The sequence below is a fragment of the Pandoraea sp. XJJ-1 genome (assembly GCF_026802345.1).
Classification (GTDB): domain Bacteria; phylum Pseudomonadota; class Gammaproteobacteria; order Burkholderiales; family Burkholderiaceae; genus Pandoraea; species Pandoraea cepalis.
Genome location: NZ_CP113827.1, coordinates 529,763 through 546,662, shown reverse-complemented (window position 1 = coordinate 546,662; position 16,900 = coordinate 529,763). Strand labels below are relative to the sequence as shown.

The 16,900-nt window shown below is 62.9% G+C and carries 19 protein-coding genes and 1 pseudogene; 7 read left to right on the top strand and 13 right to left on the bottom strand.

Annotation, left to right across the window (positions count from 1 at the left end; genetic code table 11):
* The first annotated feature begins 149 nt into the window (after positions 1–149).
* Entirely contained in the window at positions 150–1,106 is a 957-nt protein-coding gene (gene ybiB, locus OYT13_RS02470) for a DNA-binding protein YbiB (RefSeq protein WP_261939302.1), read from the top strand.
* A gap of 201 nt (positions 1,107–1,307) precedes the next feature.
* On the opposite strand, the gene OYT13_RS02465 is transcribed toward ybiB, so the two are convergent.
* Positions 1,308–1,691, bottom strand: a complete 384-nt coding sequence (locus OYT13_RS02465; RefSeq protein ID WP_017232672.1) for a nuclear transport factor 2 family protein — start codon at positions 1,689–1,691, stop codon at positions 1,308–1,310.
* Between the two features lie 220 nt (positions 1,692–1,911).
* Here OYT13_RS02465 and rpoH point away from each other — a divergent pair, with 220 nt between their 5' ends.
* From rpoH to cydX, 5 genes are all read left to right on the top strand, one after another.
* A complete protein-coding gene (rpoH, locus tag OYT13_RS02460) occupies positions 1,912–2,850 on the top strand; it encodes an RNA polymerase sigma factor RpoH (protein ID WP_026131720.1) in 939 nt (312 codons plus the stop codon).
* Between the two features lie 384 nt (positions 2,851–3,234).
* Positions 3,235–3,555, top strand: coding sequence for a cytochrome oxidase putative small subunit CydP (gene cydP / locus OYT13_RS02455; RefSeq protein ID WP_017232674.1), 321 nt, complete (start codon positions 3,235–3,237; stop codon positions 3,553–3,555).
* Entirely contained in the window at positions 3,545–5,149 is a 1,605-nt protein-coding gene (locus OYT13_RS02450; protein WP_017232675.1) for a cytochrome ubiquinol oxidase subunit I, read from the top strand. Before cydP ends, OYT13_RS02450 begins: the two co-directional genes overlap by 11 nt.
* A 27-nt stretch (positions 5,150–5,176) precedes the next feature.
* A complete protein-coding gene (gene cydB / locus OYT13_RS02445; RefSeq protein ID WP_026131722.1) occupies positions 5,177–6,313 on the top strand; it encodes a cytochrome d ubiquinol oxidase subunit II in 1,137 nt (378 codons plus the stop codon).
* A 15-nt stretch (positions 6,314–6,328) separates the two neighbouring features.
* Entirely contained in the window at positions 6,329–6,451 is a 123-nt protein-coding gene (gene cydX / locus OYT13_RS02440) for a cytochrome bd-I oxidase subunit CydX (protein WP_017232677.1), read from the top strand.
* A gap of 86 nt (positions 6,452–6,537) precedes the next feature.
* Here the strand turns inward: cydX and OYT13_RS02435 are convergent, their stop codons facing one another.
* The 5 genes from OYT13_RS02435 to OYT13_RS02415 form a co-directional block, all read right to left on the bottom strand.
* Complete coding sequence (locus OYT13_RS02435) at positions 6,538–7,140, bottom strand: SCO family protein (protein WP_026131723.1); 603 nt, start codon at positions 7,138–7,140, stop codon at positions 6,538–6,540.
* A gap of 144 nt (positions 7,141–7,284) precedes the next feature.
* Positions 7,285–8,190 carry a heme o synthase gene (cyoE, locus tag OYT13_RS02430; RefSeq protein ID WP_261939303.1) on the bottom strand — a complete coding sequence of 302 codons (906 nt, stop codon included), beginning with the start codon at positions 8,188–8,190 and terminating at the stop codon, positions 7,285–7,287.
* An 18-nt stretch (positions 8,191–8,208) separates the two neighbouring features.
* On the bottom strand, positions 8,209–9,396 hold the full coding sequence (locus OYT13_RS02425) for a COX15/CtaA family protein (protein WP_268567197.1): 1,188 nt from the start codon (positions 9,394–9,396) through the stop codon (positions 8,209–8,211).
* Positions 9,397–9,472: 76 nt separating this feature from the next.
* Positions 9,473–10,105: an SCO family protein gene (locus tag OYT13_RS02420; protein ID WP_039829973.1), complete on the bottom strand. Its 633-nt coding sequence runs from the start codon at positions 10,103–10,105 to the stop codon at positions 9,473–9,475.
* Positions 10,106–10,112: 7 nt separating this feature from the next.
* On the bottom strand, positions 10,113–10,841 hold the full coding sequence (locus OYT13_RS02415; RefSeq protein ID WP_442796478.1) for an SURF1 family protein: 729 nt from the start codon (positions 10,839–10,841) through the stop codon (positions 10,113–10,115).
* 137 nt (positions 10,842–10,978) lie between these two features.
* On the opposite strand from OYT13_RS02415, the gene OYT13_RS02410 reads away from it, so the two are divergent.
* Positions 10,979–11,182 (top strand): twin transmembrane helix small protein, encoded by a 204-nt coding sequence (locus OYT13_RS02410; protein ID WP_026131724.1) that lies wholly within the window; start codon positions 10,979–10,981, stop codon positions 11,180–11,182.
* Between the two features lie 240 nt (positions 11,183–11,422).
* Here OYT13_RS02410 and OYT13_RS02405 read toward each other — a convergent pair whose 3' ends face one another.
* The 7 genes and pseudogenes from OYT13_RS02405 to OYT13_RS02375 form a co-directional block, all read right to left on the bottom strand.
* Entirely contained in the window at positions 11,423–12,283 is an 861-nt protein-coding gene (locus OYT13_RS02405; protein WP_017232684.1) for a cytochrome c oxidase subunit 3, read from the bottom strand.
* A 39-nt stretch (positions 12,284–12,322) separates the two neighbouring features.
* The gene (locus OYT13_RS02400) at positions 12,323–12,544 is read right to left on the bottom strand and encodes a DUF2970 domain-containing protein (protein ID WP_017232685.1); all 222 of its coding nucleotides are present in this window, start codon (positions 12,542–12,544) and stop codon (positions 12,323–12,325) included.
* Entirely contained in the window at positions 12,537–13,154 is a 618-nt protein-coding gene (locus OYT13_RS02395) for a cytochrome c oxidase assembly protein (protein WP_017232686.1), read from the bottom strand. The genes OYT13_RS02400 and OYT13_RS02395 overlap by 8 nt, the downstream gene beginning before the upstream one ends.
* Before the next feature lie 120 nt (positions 13,155–13,274).
* Positions 13,275–13,394 carry a cytochrome oxidase small assembly protein gene (locus OYT13_RS02390; RefSeq protein ID WP_017232687.1) on the bottom strand — a complete coding sequence of 40 codons (120 nt, stop codon included), beginning with the start codon at positions 13,392–13,394 and terminating at the stop codon, positions 13,275–13,277.
* 2 nt (positions 13,395–13,396) lie between these two features.
* Positions 13,397–14,989 carry a cytochrome c oxidase subunit I gene (ctaD, locus tag OYT13_RS02385; protein ID WP_017232688.1) on the bottom strand — a complete coding sequence of 531 codons (1,593 nt, stop codon included), beginning with the start codon at positions 14,987–14,989 and terminating at the stop codon, positions 13,397–13,399.
* A gap of 47 nt (positions 14,990–15,036) precedes the next feature.
* A pseudogene (coxB, locus tag OYT13_RS02380) lies at positions 15,037–16,254 on the bottom strand (cytochrome c oxidase subunit II); the annotation flags it as partial.
* 40 nt (positions 16,255–16,294) lie between these two features.
* On the bottom strand, positions 16,295–16,768 hold the full coding sequence (locus OYT13_RS02375) for a DUF2244 domain-containing protein (RefSeq protein ID WP_017232690.1): 474 nt from the start codon (positions 16,766–16,768) through the stop codon (positions 16,295–16,297).
* Positions 16,769–16,900: the final 132 nt, after the last annotated feature.

The following is a 16,900-nucleotide window of genomic DNA, read 5'->3' as shown; positions in this document are numbered from 1 at the left end:
CTCAGGGGCCGCGTCTGAACACGAAATGGTACTTCAAGCGCTGGCCGCGATGACACTTGATTGCGTATGATGGATGGATATCCGGCGGCAGGATCACAGCGGCTCGCCCGTCCCCTGCACCGCCCCCGCGACCCCAACACCGACGTGCCATGACCTCTGCCGCTCCTTTCGCCTGTGCACCGCTGCTCAAAATCATCGCTCGCGGGGCGAAAGGCGCACGGGCACTCAACGCCGACGAGACGCGTACCCTGTTCGACGCCATCCTCGCCGGCCGCGTGGCCCCGGCTGAGCTGGGCGGGGTTCTGATCGCCTATCGCATCAAGGGGGAAACGCCGGTCGAACTGCGCGCGATGCTCGACGCCGCACACGCGACATTTACGCCGCTCATCGCCCCCACCGACGCCCCGCCACCGGTGCTGCTGCCCAGTTACAACGGCGCGCGCAAGCAACCGAACCTCACGCCGCTGCTTGCCTTGCTGCTCGCCCGCGAGGGGATTCCGGTACTCGTGCACGGTCAGCATCACAGCGGCGCGAATCGCGTGGGCTCCCAGGCGATCTTTACCGCACTGGGTCATGCCGCCTGTCAATCGGCGACCGAGGCCGAGGCGGCACTGCGAACGCGTCGTGTCGCCTATCTGCCGATTGCGGCGCTTTCCCCGGCGCTGGAGCGACTGCTGGAGATGCGTTCGGCGCTGGGTGTTCGCAACTCCGGCCACACCGTGGTGAAGTTGTTGCAGCCGTTTGCCGGTCCCGCGTTGCGGCTCGTGAATTACACGCACCCGGAATATCGCGAAACGCTCAGTGAGATGTTTGCCGACGCGGCCAACAGTCCGGCGCCGGGCGTGCTGCTCGCGCGGGGCACGGAAGGTGAACCGGTCGCGGATGCGCGCCGTCAGGCCGCCATCGACGGCTTTTCGGATGGGGCTTACCAACTTTGGCAGGAAGCGGAAGACGGCGCGACGGGCACGCCGCCGATGCTCCCGGCGGCCGACGCACCGGCAACCGCGCAGTGGATTGAAGCGGTGCTGGCCGGCACCGTTGCCGTGCCCGCGCCGATCGCCCGGCAAGTCGAGGTGATTCGTCAGGCACTGGGGCGCATCCAATAGAAAGCCGTCGCACGCGCTCCAGCGACGCTCGAGCGCAACGGCGAGGCCCCCCCCTGGACTTCGACGCCCCGCACCTGAACACAATCAATAATTTTCGGAACAATTCATTCCGAAATTAATCAAATATGCTGTTTTGAGGCACATATCCAGCGAGTGCCAGGGGAACGCGGGGCCTAATCGGCCTGACGAAATACTGGCGATTCAGTCGGTCGACGCCATGCGAGTCGCCTGCCACGAAATGAGGTGCCATTCGTTGGCCTCAAGCACGTGCACCGCCGTATAAGCCATTTGCGACTCGAGCGAGCCGGTGGCGGTTTCCAGTTCGACCTTCAGCTTGCCCGTGACGACCACGGTGTCGCCGAACTGGCGCAGTTCCTGTGCGCGGATATCGATGTCGAGGTAACGACGGCGGCCCGAGGTGAGCGCGTCGAGAAATTCGCGTTTGCTTTCGCGTTTGCCATTCGAATGAACGTAGTGGAGACCGTCGGCCAAGAGGGCGTCGAGTTGTTCGACGTCCCCTTCGACCATCGCGTCAAAGCGCGCCGACTCGCGTTCGCGTACCGCGTCAATTTGCTTCTCCGCCATGTCGACCTCCCGTCGTCTTCGCCCCAAACGCGCGCGGCTTGGGTTGCAATTTACACCATCCGCGTGACGTTTGCGCCAGTGACTTTCCCCGTTTGATGGGGGGTGCTGGAAAACCCCGAGATTGCGGAAACTTCCCGCCCGGTAAGGGTTCTAACGTCTTTAGCACTCATTCGAAGAGAGTGCTAAAATGCTTTCCAGAGGCTAACCAGGAGTCTGCCACTTGAGTACTGCCGCCACTTTGCATCCGACGACGCCGGCCACCGGCACGGCGCCGACTTCGCGAGCCCTTGCGTTTGCCCCGTCTGCATTGATGCTGCCGGGCAGTCTGGGCAATATCGAAAGCTATATTCAAGCCGTCCATCGTATTCCGCTGCTTACCGCCGAGGAAGAGCAGTCGCTTGCCAAGCGTCTGCGCGAGAACGACGACCTCGAAGCCGCCCGTCAGCTCGTGCTCTCGCACCTGCGCCTGGTGGTGTCGATCGCGCGTAACTACCTCGGCTACGGTCTGCCGCACGCCGACCTGATCCAGGAAGGCAACATCGGCCTGATGAAAGCCGTCAAGCGCTTCGATCCGACCCAGGGGGTGCGACTCGTGTCGTACGCCATGCATTGGATCAAGGCCGAGATTCACGAGTATGTGCTGCGCAATTGGCGCACGGTCAAGGTTGCGACGACCAAGGCCCAGCGCAAGCTGTTCTTCAATCTGCGCAGCCAGAAGCAAGGCCTGCAGGCGTTCACGCCGGACGAGATCGATCAGGTCGCCCGCGATCTGAACGTCAAGCGCGAAGACGTCGTCGAGATGGAAACGCGCATGTCGGGCGGCGATATCGCCCTCGAAGGGCATAGCGACGACAGCGACAGCGCAAGCTTCGCCCCCATCGCGTATCTGGCCGACTCGCACCAGGAGCCGACCGCCGTGATCGCCGCACGCGAGCGCGACCGTCTGCAAAGCGATGGCCTGCAAACGGCCCTCGGCCGTCTCGACGCACGCAGCCGCCGCATCATCGAAGCGCGCTGGCTGTCGGTGGCCGACGACGGCAGCGGCGGCGCCACGCTGCACGAGCTGGCAGACGAATTCGGCGTGTCTGCCGAGCGCATCCGTCAGATCGAAGTCGCCGCAATGAAGAAGATGAAGGGCGCGCTGCAAGCCTCGGCGTAACACCTCGATCGGATTGTCGACGGCAATGCGACACGTTGCCACACGACATCGCCGGCACCGAAACCCCGTGAGATCCACGGGGTTTTTTTATTGGACTTCGAAAGTTCGCGCTTCATTTGCGTCGAACTTGATGCATCGCAATGTCGTCGGCGAGCGCGGTCGATAGAATCAATCTGTCTGTACGTGGCCATGCTACGTGCGAAGGACGGCCCGGGGGCCGTTCGCTGCGCCGGACCCGTGTTTCGAATCCGCATCGAACTGGCGTCGTCGGCGTGTCATCCGCCCCCGCGCCGCGGTTTGACATTTTCAAGCGATGAGGCAAAATGCGGCGAAAGTCGACGCGGTTTCCGACACAACGACTTTCGACGCCAGGAGCCGTCACGGATGGACACCCACTCTCCTAGCAGTCTGAAGCCTCCCGCCACGGCCGCGCCTGTCGCGGCGTCGCGTCCTGCCATCGCCGCCCTGCGTGCCTGGGCGATGCAGCGCTGGCGCAACCGCCCGTCCCGCTTCATGTTCGAAATCCTGATCGTCCTCGCGATCAAGGTAGCACTCCTTTTCATCCTGAAGCACGCGTTCTTCGACGCTCCGATGGCCAAGCACATGCAATTGCCGCCGGATGTCGTGGCGCGCGCCCTGATCGGGCCGCAAGCCGTCGAAGCGCCATCCCCCACCCCAAGTCAAGGTGTCCGCCATGATCAGTAGCGAAGTCGTTGACCTCTCGCGCCTGCAGTTCGCCATAACGGCGTTGTATCACTTCCTGTTTGTCCCGCTCACCCTGGGCCTGTCGTGGCTGCTTGTCATCATGGAATCGGTCTACGTGATGACCGGCAAGCCGATCTACAAGGACATGACCCAGTTCTGGGGCAAGCTCTTTCTGATCAACTTCGCGATGGGCGTGACCACCGGCCTCACGCTCGAATTCCAGTTTGGCACCAACTGGGCGTACTACTCGCACTATGTGGGCGACATCTTCGGCGTGCCACTTGCGATTGAAGGCCTGATGGCGTTCTTTCTCGAAGCCACGTTCGTCGGCCTGTTCTTCTTCGGCTGGAACAAGCTCTCGCGCATCGGCCACCTGGCCACCACGTTCGCGGTGGCACTGGGCTCGAACCTCTCGGCGTTGTGGATTCTCGTGGCCAACGGCTGGATGAACAATCCGGTCGGCGCGCACTTCAACTACGAGACCATGCGCATGGAGTTGACCAGTATCTGGGACGTGATCTTCAACCCCGTGGCCCAGGTGAAGTTCGTGCACACGCTCTCGGCCGGCTACGTCACCGCCGCCATGTTCGTGCTCGGCATCTCGGCCTGGTACCTGCTCAAGCGCCGTGACGTGCCGTTCGCGCTGCGCTCCTTCGCCGTCGCGGCCGGCTTTGGTCTGGCCTCGACGCTGTCGGTCATCGTGCTGGGCGACGAATCGGGCTACACCACGGGCGAAGTGCAGAAGGTCAAGCTCGCCGCCATCGAAGCGGAATGGGAGACGGCCAAGCCGCCTGCATCGTTCACGCTGTTCGGCTTCCCGAACCAGAAGGAAGCGCGCACGGACTATGCGGTGAAGATTCCCTGGGCGATGGGCCTGATCGCCACGCGCTCGATCGACACGCCGGTGATCGGCCTCACGCAATTGCGCGACGAACACGAGGAGAACATCCGGCGCGGCATGCTCGCCTTCGCGGCCCTCGAGAAGCTGCGCGGCGGCGACACGTCGCCGGCCATGCACGCCGAGTTCGACAAATACAAGGACGATCTCGGCTACGGTCTGCTGCTCAAGAAGTACACGCCGAACGTCGTCGACGCCACGCCTGAGCAGATCCGCCTGGCCGCCAACGATACGATTCCGGCCGTCGCGCCCGTGTTCTGGTCGTTCCGCGTCATGGTCGCGCTGGGCTTCCTGTTCCTGTTCACGTTCCTCTGGGCGTTCTGGCTGTGCGCACGTCGTCGTCTGCTCAAGCCTCGCTCGGCGTGGTTCCTGCGCTGGACGGTGTGGGCGATTCCGCTGCCGTGGATCGCCATCGAATTCGGGTGGATCGTCGCCGAGATGGGGCGTCAGCCGTGGACCATCGCCGGCGTGCTGCCGACCCACCTTTCGGTCTCGTCGCTCTCGGCAACCGACCTGTACCTGAGCCTCGCGGGCTTCATCATCTTCTACACCGCGTTGCTCATCGTCGAAATGTTCCTGATGGTGAAGTACGTCAAGCTCGGCCCGTCGTCGCTGCACACCGGCCGCTATCACTTCGAGACCGAAGGGACCGACGGCGCGGCCATGGTTGGCAAGCGTCCGACGGCTTCGGTCTGATCGTCAGGGAGACACCACATCATGATGATCGATTACACCGTACTCAAGCTGGTCTGGTGGGTGCTCATCGGCGTACTGCTGATCGGCTTCGCCTTCTTCGACGGGTTCGACATGGGCACGGCCACGCTGCTGCCCTTCCTGGGCAAGACCGACGCGGAGCGCCGCGTCATCATCAATACGGTCGCGCCCACCTGGGAAGGCAACCAGGTCTGGTTCGTGACGGCGGGCGGCGCCATGTTCGCCGCCTGGCCGCTCGTCTACGCGGCGGCGTTCTCGGGCTTGTACTGGGCGCTGCTGCTCGTGCTCTTCGCGTTGTTCCTGCGCCCGGTCGGCTTCGACTACCGCAACAAACTGCCGAGCGCACGCTGGCGCAATTCGTGGGACTGGGCGCTGTTCGCCGGCAGCGTGGTGCCGTCGCTGGTGTTCGGCGTGGCCTTCGGTAACTTGCTGCTCGGCCTGCCGTTCTCGTTCGACGACACCATGCGCTCCACGTACACCGGCTCGTTCTGGGCGCTGCTCAATCCGTTCGCGCTGCTGTGCGGCCTCGTGAGCCTGCTGATGCTGCTCACGCACGGCGCGGCCCATCTGCGCATGAAGGCCGATCCGATCGTGGCCGAACGTGCCGGACGCATCATGCGCCTCACCGCGCTGGGCACGCTGCTGCTGTTCCTCGTGGCGGGCGTGCTCGTCGCCACGCATGTCGACGGTTTCGCCATCACGAAGATGGCCGCGACCGACTCGCCGGCCAACCCGCTCCTGAAGCAGGTCACGACGGGGCCCGGCCTTTGGCTCTCGAACTATCAGACGTACCCGTGGATGATGGCGGCACCGATCGTTGCCTGTTTGTGCGCCCTGCTCGCGGCCCTGCTGGCGACCAGCCGGGCCTACGCGTGGACGTTCGTCGTCACTGGCCTGATGATGGCTGGCATCATCCTCACCGCGGGCTTCTCGATGTTCCCGTTCGTGATGCCCTCGGCTACTGTGCCCGGCAACAGCCTGACGGTCTGGGACGCCACCTCGAGTCAGCTCACGCTGCAAATCATGCTCATCGCCGTCGTCGTCTTCCTGCCCATCGTCCTGCTCTACACCGGCTGGGTGTATCGCGTGATTCGTGGACGCGTGACGATCGAGACGGTCAACGACAACCCGCACACGATGTATTGATCAAGGAGTCGCGACATGTGGTACTTCTCTTGGATTCTCGGCCTCGGCCTCGCGCTCGCGTTCGGCATCATCAATGTGATGTGGTTCGAAGCGCATGACGACCTCGAACGCCGCAGTCAGGAAGGCAATGGCCCCTGAGCGCTCCCGCTCGGGGCCGGGTCGGCAGAAGTGAAAATCGCGCCCCTCAGGGCGCGATTTTTTTGTACGCCACGCGCGATGCCGACTCAGCTCAGCAACGTGTGCAGATCCTTGGCCATCGCATCGACCGATTCGTCGGGACGCATGAACAGGCGCAACTGACCGCTCGGGTCGAAGACATAGATGCCCGCGGTATGGTCGATGGTGTAGTTGGTCGGCGTGGAGCCTTCCACCTTGTTCACCACGACGCGGAACGACTGGGTAACGGCCTTGAGCGCCGCATCGTCGGCCGGACGCAGCCCCACGAACGTCGGGTTGAACGCAGGCGCATACTGCCCCATCAGTTCCGGCGTATCGCGCTGCGGATCGACGGTCACGAATACGACCTGCACGCGTTGCGCGTCCGGACCGAGCTTCTGCATGACCTGATTGAGCTGCGCCATCGTGGTCGGGCAAACGTCTGGGCAATGCGTGTAGCCGAAGAACAGCACCACCGCCTTGCCCTTATAGTCGGCGAGCGTGCGCGTCTTGCCCTGCGGATCCTGCAGCGAGAAGTTTTGTGCAAACGCCTTGTTGCCGGTGATATCGAGACTCTGGAACGTCGGGCCGTCGTTGCCGCAGGCGGCGAGCAGCACGGTGAGTCCCATCAGCAACAGCGCGCGACGCAACCAGATGACAGCCAGATTCATGAACGAATGCCCCAAAAACGGATGAAAAAATGCGTCGCGCAAAGACAACAGGCGCGCCGGTCAGGAATACCGTAACGCGCCTGTCATCGTGACTCAAACGACTGTGGACCACGAACCCGTGACTGCAACGCCAACGGCAAGGGCTTAGCCGAGCAGGAAGATCTGAACGTAATGATCCACCAGCAGTGCGGCAAACAGCAGCGACAGGTAGATGATCGAGTAGCGGAACATCGATCGCGAGAGCGCATCGGAATAGTGGCGCCACAGCTTGATCGCGTAGCCGAGGAAGATGCCCGAGAGCACGACCGCCGAAATCAGGTACACGTAACCGCTCATGCGATGCGCGAACGGTAGCAGGGACACCGCGAAGAGCACCACACTGTAGAGCAGGATTTGCAGACGCGTGTATTTCTCGCCGTGCGTGATCGGCAGCATGGGCAGCCCCGAATTCACATAATCCTGACGGCGATAGAGCGCGAGCGCCCAGAAATGCGGCGGCGTCCAGACGAAGATGATGAGCACCAGTATCCAGGCGTCCGCCGGCACGGCACCGGTGGCGGCAGCCCAGCCGAGCGCCGGCGGCATGGCCCCCGACGCGCCGCCGATTACGATGTTCTGCGGCGTGGACGGCTTGAGGATGATGGTATAGATCAGCGCATAGCCGACGAACGTGGCCAACGTGAGCCACATCGTCAGCGCATTGGTGAACGTATAGAGCACCGCCATGCCCGTTGCGCCGAGGATCGTCGAGAAGACGATGATTTGCCACGGCGCGATCTCGCCACGGGCGGATGGCCGCCACGCCGTGCGGCGCATCAGCGCGTCGACGCGTTGCTCGATCAGGCAATTCACGGCAAAGGCGGATCCAGCCAGAAGCCAGATACCGAGGGTGCCGCCGATCAGCACCTGCAGCGGCACCATGCCCCGCGTGGACAGGAACATGCCGATCACGGCGCAGAACACGGCGAGCTGCGTCACACGGGGCTTGGTCAATGCCCAGTATTGTGCGATACGGCTCGCTGGCGGATGGGGAAGGGTCGTGCTTTTCATACACTCAGAGGCAATGCGCTACGCCGAGCCAGTCGGGGCGCCGGCGAGTGGAGCGGCAGCCGGCTGCGCTGCTGGAAGGGGCTTCTGGCGGGCCGGAAGGTCATCAGCCTGATCGCTCAGGCGGGCCGCCATTAACGCCGTTTTGGCGGCGCGGATGCGGAAGTTTAACATAACGAGCAATAGCAGCAGGATCGCCGCCCCGCCGTTGTGGGCGATGGCGTTGAGCAGCGGCCATTGGAAAACGATGTTCGACAATCCGGTCGCGAATTGCACGAACACCAGGATCAATACCAGGATCGATGGCTTTCTGAGCGCGGCAAAACGTCGCAACCGGCTCGCCAGCCAGGCCAGATACGCCACCACCACCACCGCGAACGTGCGGTGCACCCAATGGATCGCGACCAGCGCGTCCATGGGAATCACCTCGCCACCGGCCGTTTTCCCCAGCGCGCGCCAGAGCCTGAAGCCGTTATGGAAGTCCATCGGCGGCACCCATTGGCCCTGACACGTCGGGAAATCGGTACAGGCAAGCACTGCGTAGTTGGTGCTCACCCATCCACCGAGCGCGATCTGGAACACCAGCAACACCAGTCCGAAGAGTGCGGCCCAGCGCCAGCGCAGCGCGCCGGGGTCGGCCGCCACGCTGGCGAGCGGCATCTGGCGCGATGCCAACCAAACGAGCGACGCCAATAAAGTGAGCGCCAACATCAAATGTGTCGAGACGATCACTGGCTGAAGCTTCATCGTGACGGTCCAGGCGCCGAACGCACCCTGCACGCAAACGAGCACAAACAGCCAGGTGGCGAGCCAGGGTGACTGCTTCAGTTCGCGTCGCTTCACCCAGGCCGTCACCATCAGCGCAATGATGAGCACGCCCACGGCCATGGCAAAGTAGCGGTGAACCATCTCGATCCACGCCTTGACGAACGTCACCGGACCGCTCGGCAGCAGCAACTGCGCGGCATGAATGTCCTCATGGGCGGCGAACGGCGACGACGTGCCGTAGCAGCCCGGCCAGTCAGGACACCCGAGCCCCGAATCCGTGAGCCGCGTGAAGCCGCCGAACATGATCAGGTCGAGCGTGAGAAAGGTCGTTACCCAGGCCAGTTTGCGGTATTTGTTCGCGTCGCGGCGCAGCAGCACCCAGCCCAGCGGCAGCACCGCGATACACAGGCCGATAAAGCCCAGTTCCAGAAGGTAAAGCATCGGTTTTACGTCAGGTCTTCGTCATGTCCGGTGCGCCATTGCACACGGTCTCGTTGCAGTTGTCGGGTCTCGCCCCTCAACCCGTTCCCGACCACTTGAGCAGACGCGACAGATCGCGCTTGATCTTGCTCGGGTCGGCGTGCTTCGGGAACGCCATCATCAGGTTGCCCAGCGGATCGACCAGATAGATGTGGTCGCTCACCTGGGTGCCGTCCTGCGTTGGCAGCCAGGCGGCCAGTGCGGCAGGATCGACGCGCAGACGGCGCGTGTCCGGATACGCGCTGTCGATTTTCTGCGGCACGGAGGCGGCATCCGTCACCAGCCAGAGCGTTTCCACGCGCGTGCGCTCATTGCCTTGCAACACGCGAATCTGCCGCATGTAGAAGAGCTTGCTCACGCAATTCTCGTCGCAAGCGGCCGTGTCCGCGCTGATCATCAGCCACTTGCCTTTGAGCGACGACAGCGGCAGCGTCTGCCCCGTCTCGTCGTCGCGCGCCACCAGCGCGGGCAGCGGACGCTGCGGCTCGATCAGCTTGCCGTAGGCCGACGTGCCGCCCTGCGGCTTGAAGACGTAATACATCAGGTACGCCGCCAACGCCGGCGCCGCACACACGACGAACAGCAGCACCAACATACGCCGCGCTCGGCGTCGCTGCGCCGGGTCGATGGCGGGGCCGTCGGCGTGCCCGGGATTCACCTCTGTACTCATGTTCGCCTCATGCCCGCTTGAAGTGGTTGTCGGGGGACGCCGCCAACCGGCGTCCTCGCCGATACGCCAGACGCAAGCCCAGCAGCGCGAGCACCAGCGACATGCCGGCCCACTGCGCCATATACCCGTAGTTGCGATCCGCCCCGCTGGCCGGCGCAGGCCAGTCGCGCAACAGATGATCGCCCGTGTCGTTCGTTTGCATGATGACGAACGGCTGTAGCGGCAGCGCCGATTCGCGCGCGTAATCCGCCACGTCGAGGTTCTGGCGAATCGTCATCCCCGGCGCAGAACCGCCTTTGCCCAACTCGAACGCCCGCGACGGGTCCGGCTGCGCCAGGCCTTCGATGGTGACGTCACCGGCTGGGGTCGCGTACGGCATGATCGACGTGCGATCGCGCAAATCGCGGGGCAACCATCCCCGATTGACGAGCACCACGTGATCCGGTGCGATCTGCAGCGCCATCACCACATAGAAACCGGGCAGTTCGTTGCGGGGACGATTGTCCAGATACACCACGCGGTTCTGCAGGAAGCGTCCCGTGACGCGCACGCGCCGGTTCGCCACGTCACCGAGCGTGTAAGCCTGTGCACCCAGCACGAGTACCGGCGCGTGTTCGGCCTGCTCGATCTGCGCCTGACGCGCCAGACGCATCTGGGCACGATCGTATTGCCACACACCAAGCGCCGCCGTCAGCATCACGGCAAACAGCACCAGCACCGCCGGCACCGGGCGCATACCGCGCAAAAGGGTTTTCAACACATCCATTCCTTGTCTGACATCGCGACGCAGGCGGGCGATCAACACACCGCATTGCAGCGTGCCAGCGCGTGTTCGTTGCCCGATAATGTCGCATCATTGTGATCGGACACATCATGCGCATTATCGTTGCCATCGCCTTCGTCCTGATTCTCGGCAGTCTGGCGTCCGCATTGTTTTTCATGATGCGGGACAAGGGCGGATCGAATCGCACCGTGCATTCGCTCATGGTGCGCGTCGGCCTGTCGGTGACGCTGTTCCTGCTCATCCTGTTCGCCAACTGGATGGGGTGGATTCACAGCACGGGCATACGATACTGAGTCCCGCGCCGCTTCTCTGCGGCAAAACGCCGCACCCCATGCCCACCCCACGGGTTCGATCCACGTCATGCGACGGGTCATCGCGCGGCGTCATGGCTTGCCGGCCGGCGGCGGTCGTGCGACATAAAGCCGCATTGCGTCCGCATCCGCCTCTCGCCTCGCCCATCCCCGCCATCACTGCAAAAGGAAACGCCGCCGGAATCCGGCGGCGTTCCCCCGATGCACAGGCGGCTGTCGGCGTCAGAGCCAGTAGACCACCACGTACAGTCCCAGCCACACCACGTCGACGAAGTGCCAGTACCACGCGGCGCCCTCGAAGCCGAAGTGATGCTCCGGTGTGAAGTGCCCCTTCATCATGCGCACCATCATGACGGTCAGCATGATCGCGCCCAACATCACGTGAAAGCCGTGGAAGCCGGTGAGCAGGAAGAACGTCGAGCCATACACGCCTGAGGTCAGCTTCAGGTTCAGCTCGGTGTAGGCATGGTGATACTCGTACGCCTGGAAGCCCAGGAACGTGAAGCCCAACGCGACGGTGGCGAACAGCCAGAAAATCGCGCGGGCGCGATGGTTGGCGCGCAGCGCGTGGTGCGAGATCGTCAGCGTGACGCCCGAGGTCAAGAGCAGTGCCGTATTGAGCGTGGGGATCGGCCACGGGCCCATCGTCTCGAAGGCGTCCACCACGCCGGCCGGGCCGGCGTTCGGCCACACGGCGCTGAAGTCGGGCCAGAGCAGCTTGTTGTCGAGATCGCCGAGCCACGGCATCGCCAGGGTGCGGGCGTAGAACAGTGCGCCGAAAAACGCCGCGAAGAACATCACCTCGGAGAAGATGAACCAGCTCATGCCCCAGCGGTAGGACGCGTCGATGCGCTTGCCGTACAGGCCGCCCTCGGACTCGGCAATCGAGTCGCCGAACCAGCTACGCAGCACCCACAGTACCCACAGCAGGCCGGCCAGCGCCGTCCACGGGGCCCACGGTTGTCCATTGACCCACGCGGCCGCCGAGCCGAGCACCACCAGCAGGCCGACACTGCAGCTCACAGGATGGCGCGACGGGGCCGGCACGAAGTAGTAAGGCGCCGTTTGGTGTTGACCACTCATTCTTATCTCTCCAGGCTTGGTTCTCTTTGTCGATGCCACTCACGTCGCGAGCCGAATGGCGAGCTTCGCCAGCAATACCAGCGCCACGACGAACAGGATGCCTCCGATCAGCCCCGCGACGATCAGATGCACAGGGTTGAGCTGCGCCATGTCGCGGTCATGATCACGCCCCTTGCGCACGCCGAAAAACGACCAGAACACGGCTTTGATGGTCTGGACGAATGACAGCTTGCGCTGGGTCGCCTCCTTCAAGTCATCCATTGCTGCCCTTGCCTCCCCCCGTCGGTCCTGCGTTCAACTCGCCAGCCTGGGCACCGGTTGCGGTATCCGCGCGCGGACTGACGTCGTTCTTGCCGAGATCGAAAAAAGTATAGGACAGCGTAATCGTATTCACATCCTTGGGCAGCTTCGTGTCCACCACGAAGACCACCGGGTATTCCTTGGCCTCTCCGGCCTTGAGTGTCTGCTGCGTAAAGCAGAAGCACTCGATCTTCTTGAAGTAGCTCGCGGCCAGCGCCGGCGCATAGCTGGGAATCGCCTGTGCACGCACCTCATGCGACTGCTGATTCGCCACTTCGTACTCGATGGTAGCGATCTGCCCCGGATGCACCGTCAGACTGCTCTTCGCCGGCTTGAAGCGCAACGGGCCCTGGGCATTGGCGTCGAACTCGACGGTGATCGTGCGGCTTTCGTCGACCTGCGAATTGCGAGCGGTGATCTCGGTCGCGCGATCGCCCAACTGGTTGATACCCACCAGATTGCAGAACGCCCGGTAGAACGGCACCATGGCGTAACCGAAGCCAAACATCACCACGACCATCAGCAGAAGCTTGCTGAAGGTGCGCACATTGATTCGTCGCAAACCGCTCATATTCGCCTTGCCGGTTCCCCGCTTGACGGCCGTCAGTCCTCCGATGCCGTCGGTTGCCGTGTGCCGTCGTGAACCGGCTTCTCGTACCGAGCATCCCGTCGGTGCGACGGGACGCCCGGATCAGATGCCGCCCACCAGCTTGACCTTGATCATCACCCCGAAGAAGAACACCAGCACGACGGAGCCCAGGATCAGCCCCGTGCGCAGGTTCTTCGCGCGTTGCTCGCGAGTCGCAGCCATGATCAATGCACCTTCGGCGGCGTCTCGAACGTATGGAACGGCGCCGGGCTCGGCACCGTCCACTCGAGGCCCTCCGCACCATCCCACGGCTTCGCTTCGGCCGCCGGGCCGCTGCGCCACGTCGGCAGCGCCACGAAGAACAGGAAGTACACCTGCATCAGGCCGAAGGCGAACGCGCCGATCGTCGCCACCTGGTTGAAATCCGTGAACTGCGCCGGGTAGTCCGCATAGCGACGCGGCATGCCGGCCAGCCCCAGGAAGTGCATCGGGAAGAACGTCACGTTGAACGAGATGAGCGTTCCCCAGAAGTGGAATTTGCCACGCCACTCGTTGTACATGTGGCCTGTCCACTTCGGCACCCAGTAATAGAACCCTGAGAAGAGCGCAAAGAGCGAACCGGCCACGAGCACGTAGTGGAAGTGCGCCACCACGTAGTAAGTACCGTGCATCTGGATATCGAGCGGCGCCATGGCGAGCATGAGGCCGGTGAAGCCGCCCATCGTGAACACGAAGAGGAAGCCGATGGCGAAGAGCATCGGCGTCTCGAACGTGAGCGAGCCCTTCCACATCGTGGCAACCCAGTTGAACACCTTCACGCCCGTCGGCACCGAGATCAGCATCGTGGCGTACATGAAGAAGAGCTGGCCCGTGACCGGCATGCCCGTCACGAACATGTGGTGCGCCCACACCATGAACGACAGGATCGCGATCGACGCCGTGGCGTAGACCATCGAGCTATAGCCGAACAGCGGCTTGCGCGAGAACGCCGGAATCACCTGCGAGACGATCCCGAACGCCGGCAGAATCATGATGTACACCTCCGGATGTCCGAAGAACCAGAAGATGTGCTGATACATGACCGGATCGCCGCCGCCCGCCGCGTTGAAGAACGACGTGCCGAAGTGACGGTCCGTAAGCAGCATCGTGATCGCGCCGGCGAGCACCGGCATCACGGCGATGAGCAGATAGGCGGTAATCAGCCACGTCCACACGAACATCGGCATCTTCATCAGCGTCATGCCCGGCGCGCGCATGTTGAGGATGGTCACGATGATGTTGATCGCGCCCATGATCGACGACGCGCCGAGAATGTGCGCGCCGAAGATCGCCAGATCCTGGCCCGGCCCCATCTGCACCGACAGCGGCGCGTACATCGTCCAGCCGGCTGCCGTGGCGCCGCCCGGCACGAGGAACGACGAGAGCAGCAGCAGGCCGCCGACCGGCAGCAGCCAGAAGCTGAAGTTGTTCATGCGCGCGAAGGCCATGTCCGACGCGCCGATCTGCAGCGGGATCATCCAGTTCGCAAACCCCACGAACGCCGGCATGATCGCGCCGAAAATCATCACCAGCCCGTGCATGGTGGTGAGCTGGTTGAAGAACTCCGGACGAATGAACTGCAGGCCCGGTTCGAACAACTCCGTACGGATCATCAACGCCATCACGCCGCCCGAGAGCAGCATGACAAACGAGAAGATCATGTACATCGTGCCGATGTCCTTGTGATTCGTCGCGAACAGCCAGCGACGCCACCCATGCGGATGGTCGTGCGCGTGATCGTCGTGACCCGCCACGTGATCGTGAGCGATGGAACTCATACCCAATCTCCTTCCTCGAACTGGTCGAACGGCACTTAACTGTTCTTCGCTGCGCCAGCGTCGGCAGCCCCTGCGGCCTTGGCCGACTTGTTGCCACGCGCTTCGCGCACCTGTGCCGGCTGAATCACGTCGCCGGTCTTGTTACCCCACGAGTTGCGCTCGAATGTGATCACCGACGCAAGCTCAACATCGTTCAGATGCGACCAGTTAGGCATCGCATTCTTGCCATGCAGCACGATGCTGATGTGATCGGCCACCGGTCCGTTCGCGATCTTCGAGCCGTCGAGCGCCGGGAAGGCGCCGCCGCCCTTGCCGTTCGGCTGGTGGCACACCGCGCAATTCGACGCGTAGACCTTCTGGCCGCGCTCCATCAACTCCTGCACGGTGTAGGTCTTGTTCGGATCGTCGGCCGACGCGGCCATCAGCTTCTTCTGCGACTCGACCCACGTGTTGTAGTCCGCTTCCGAGACGACCTTCACCACGACCGGCATGAATGCGTGTTCCTTGCCGCACAGCTCGGTGCAGAAGCCGCGATACTCGCCGACCTTTTCAGCCTTGAACCATGTGTCGCGCACGAAGCCCGGAATCGCGTCCTGCTTGATGCCGAAGGCCGGTACGTAGAACGAATGAATGACGTCGTTGGCCGTCGTGATCAGACGCACCTTCTTGTTGACCGGCACGACCATCGGGTTGTCGACTTCCTGCAGATACGTGTTGCTCTTCGGCGACTCCCCGTCGATCTGGCTGCGCGGCGTGGTGAGCGTGGAGAGGAACTTGATGCCCTCGCCGTCGCCCTTGAGGTAGTCATAACCCCATTTCCACTGATAACCGGTGACCTTGATCGTGAGATCGGCGTTGGTGGTGTCCTTCATGGCGACCACGGTCTTCGTGGCGGGCAGCGCCATCAGAATCACGATGATGAACGGCACGACGGTCCAGATCACTTCGACCGTGGTGCTTTCATGGAAATTCGCGGCTTGATGGCCCTTGGATTTGCGGTGCTTGAAGATCGAGTAGAACATCACGCCGAACACGCCGAGGAAGATCACCAGGCAGATGATCAACATCATGGTGTGCAGGCTGTGAAGCTCTTGCGCGAGTTTCGTGACCGGCGGCTGGAAGTTGAGTTCGTTGACGGCCGGCCCCCCGGGCATGTCCGTGACCGCCGCCAGGGCCGGAACGCAGGCGAGCAGCGAGGCGCCCGCAAGGAAGGCCGCCAAGGCGTGTTTCGTTTTTTTCATAGCTTCCTTACCCAAAATTACCATCCAAACCTCCCTGGCGGTCGCCCGAGATTGTCTCCATCTCTCAGGCCTGTTGGGCAAGACAACGGCGCAGCTCGCGCGCAAACGTTTCGCGGCGATGCGGCGCAAGGTAGGCACCGACAGTGACCGAGCGGCTACCCGAGCGCAAGACAATGCGCAAACGCGGCGGCTTCTCGATGTCGATGCGCACCCAGCGGGGATTGAACTCGTACTGCGTCAACCTCTGTGCTGAACGTTGCTCGACCACAAGGCTCACGGGCGACAACCGAATGACCTCGTAATCTGTGGCATGCCGGGCATGAATGACAAACGCAACGCCCACCACGAGCAAGTCCAGGCCTGTGAACGGCAAGACCAACCACCCACCGCGCCACGCCGCAATCAAGGCAACACCCAGCGACACGGCGGCCAACGACAGGTAGAACAGGACAAACTGGCGCGGCGATATCGCGCAGTTGCGCTTGTGCTTCCATTCCTTCGTCACCGAATCGGCATCGGAAGAAGAGGCTGCGAGCATCGCCGTCACCCGTGGGGCATTTTGGGTCTTTCATGTCCGACGGCCGGGAACTTGCTGCGTCCGGGCCGCGACAAACTGCCGCATTATAGAACGCGCCTTCTCCAAGCGACAACATTGATACCGAGTATTTGG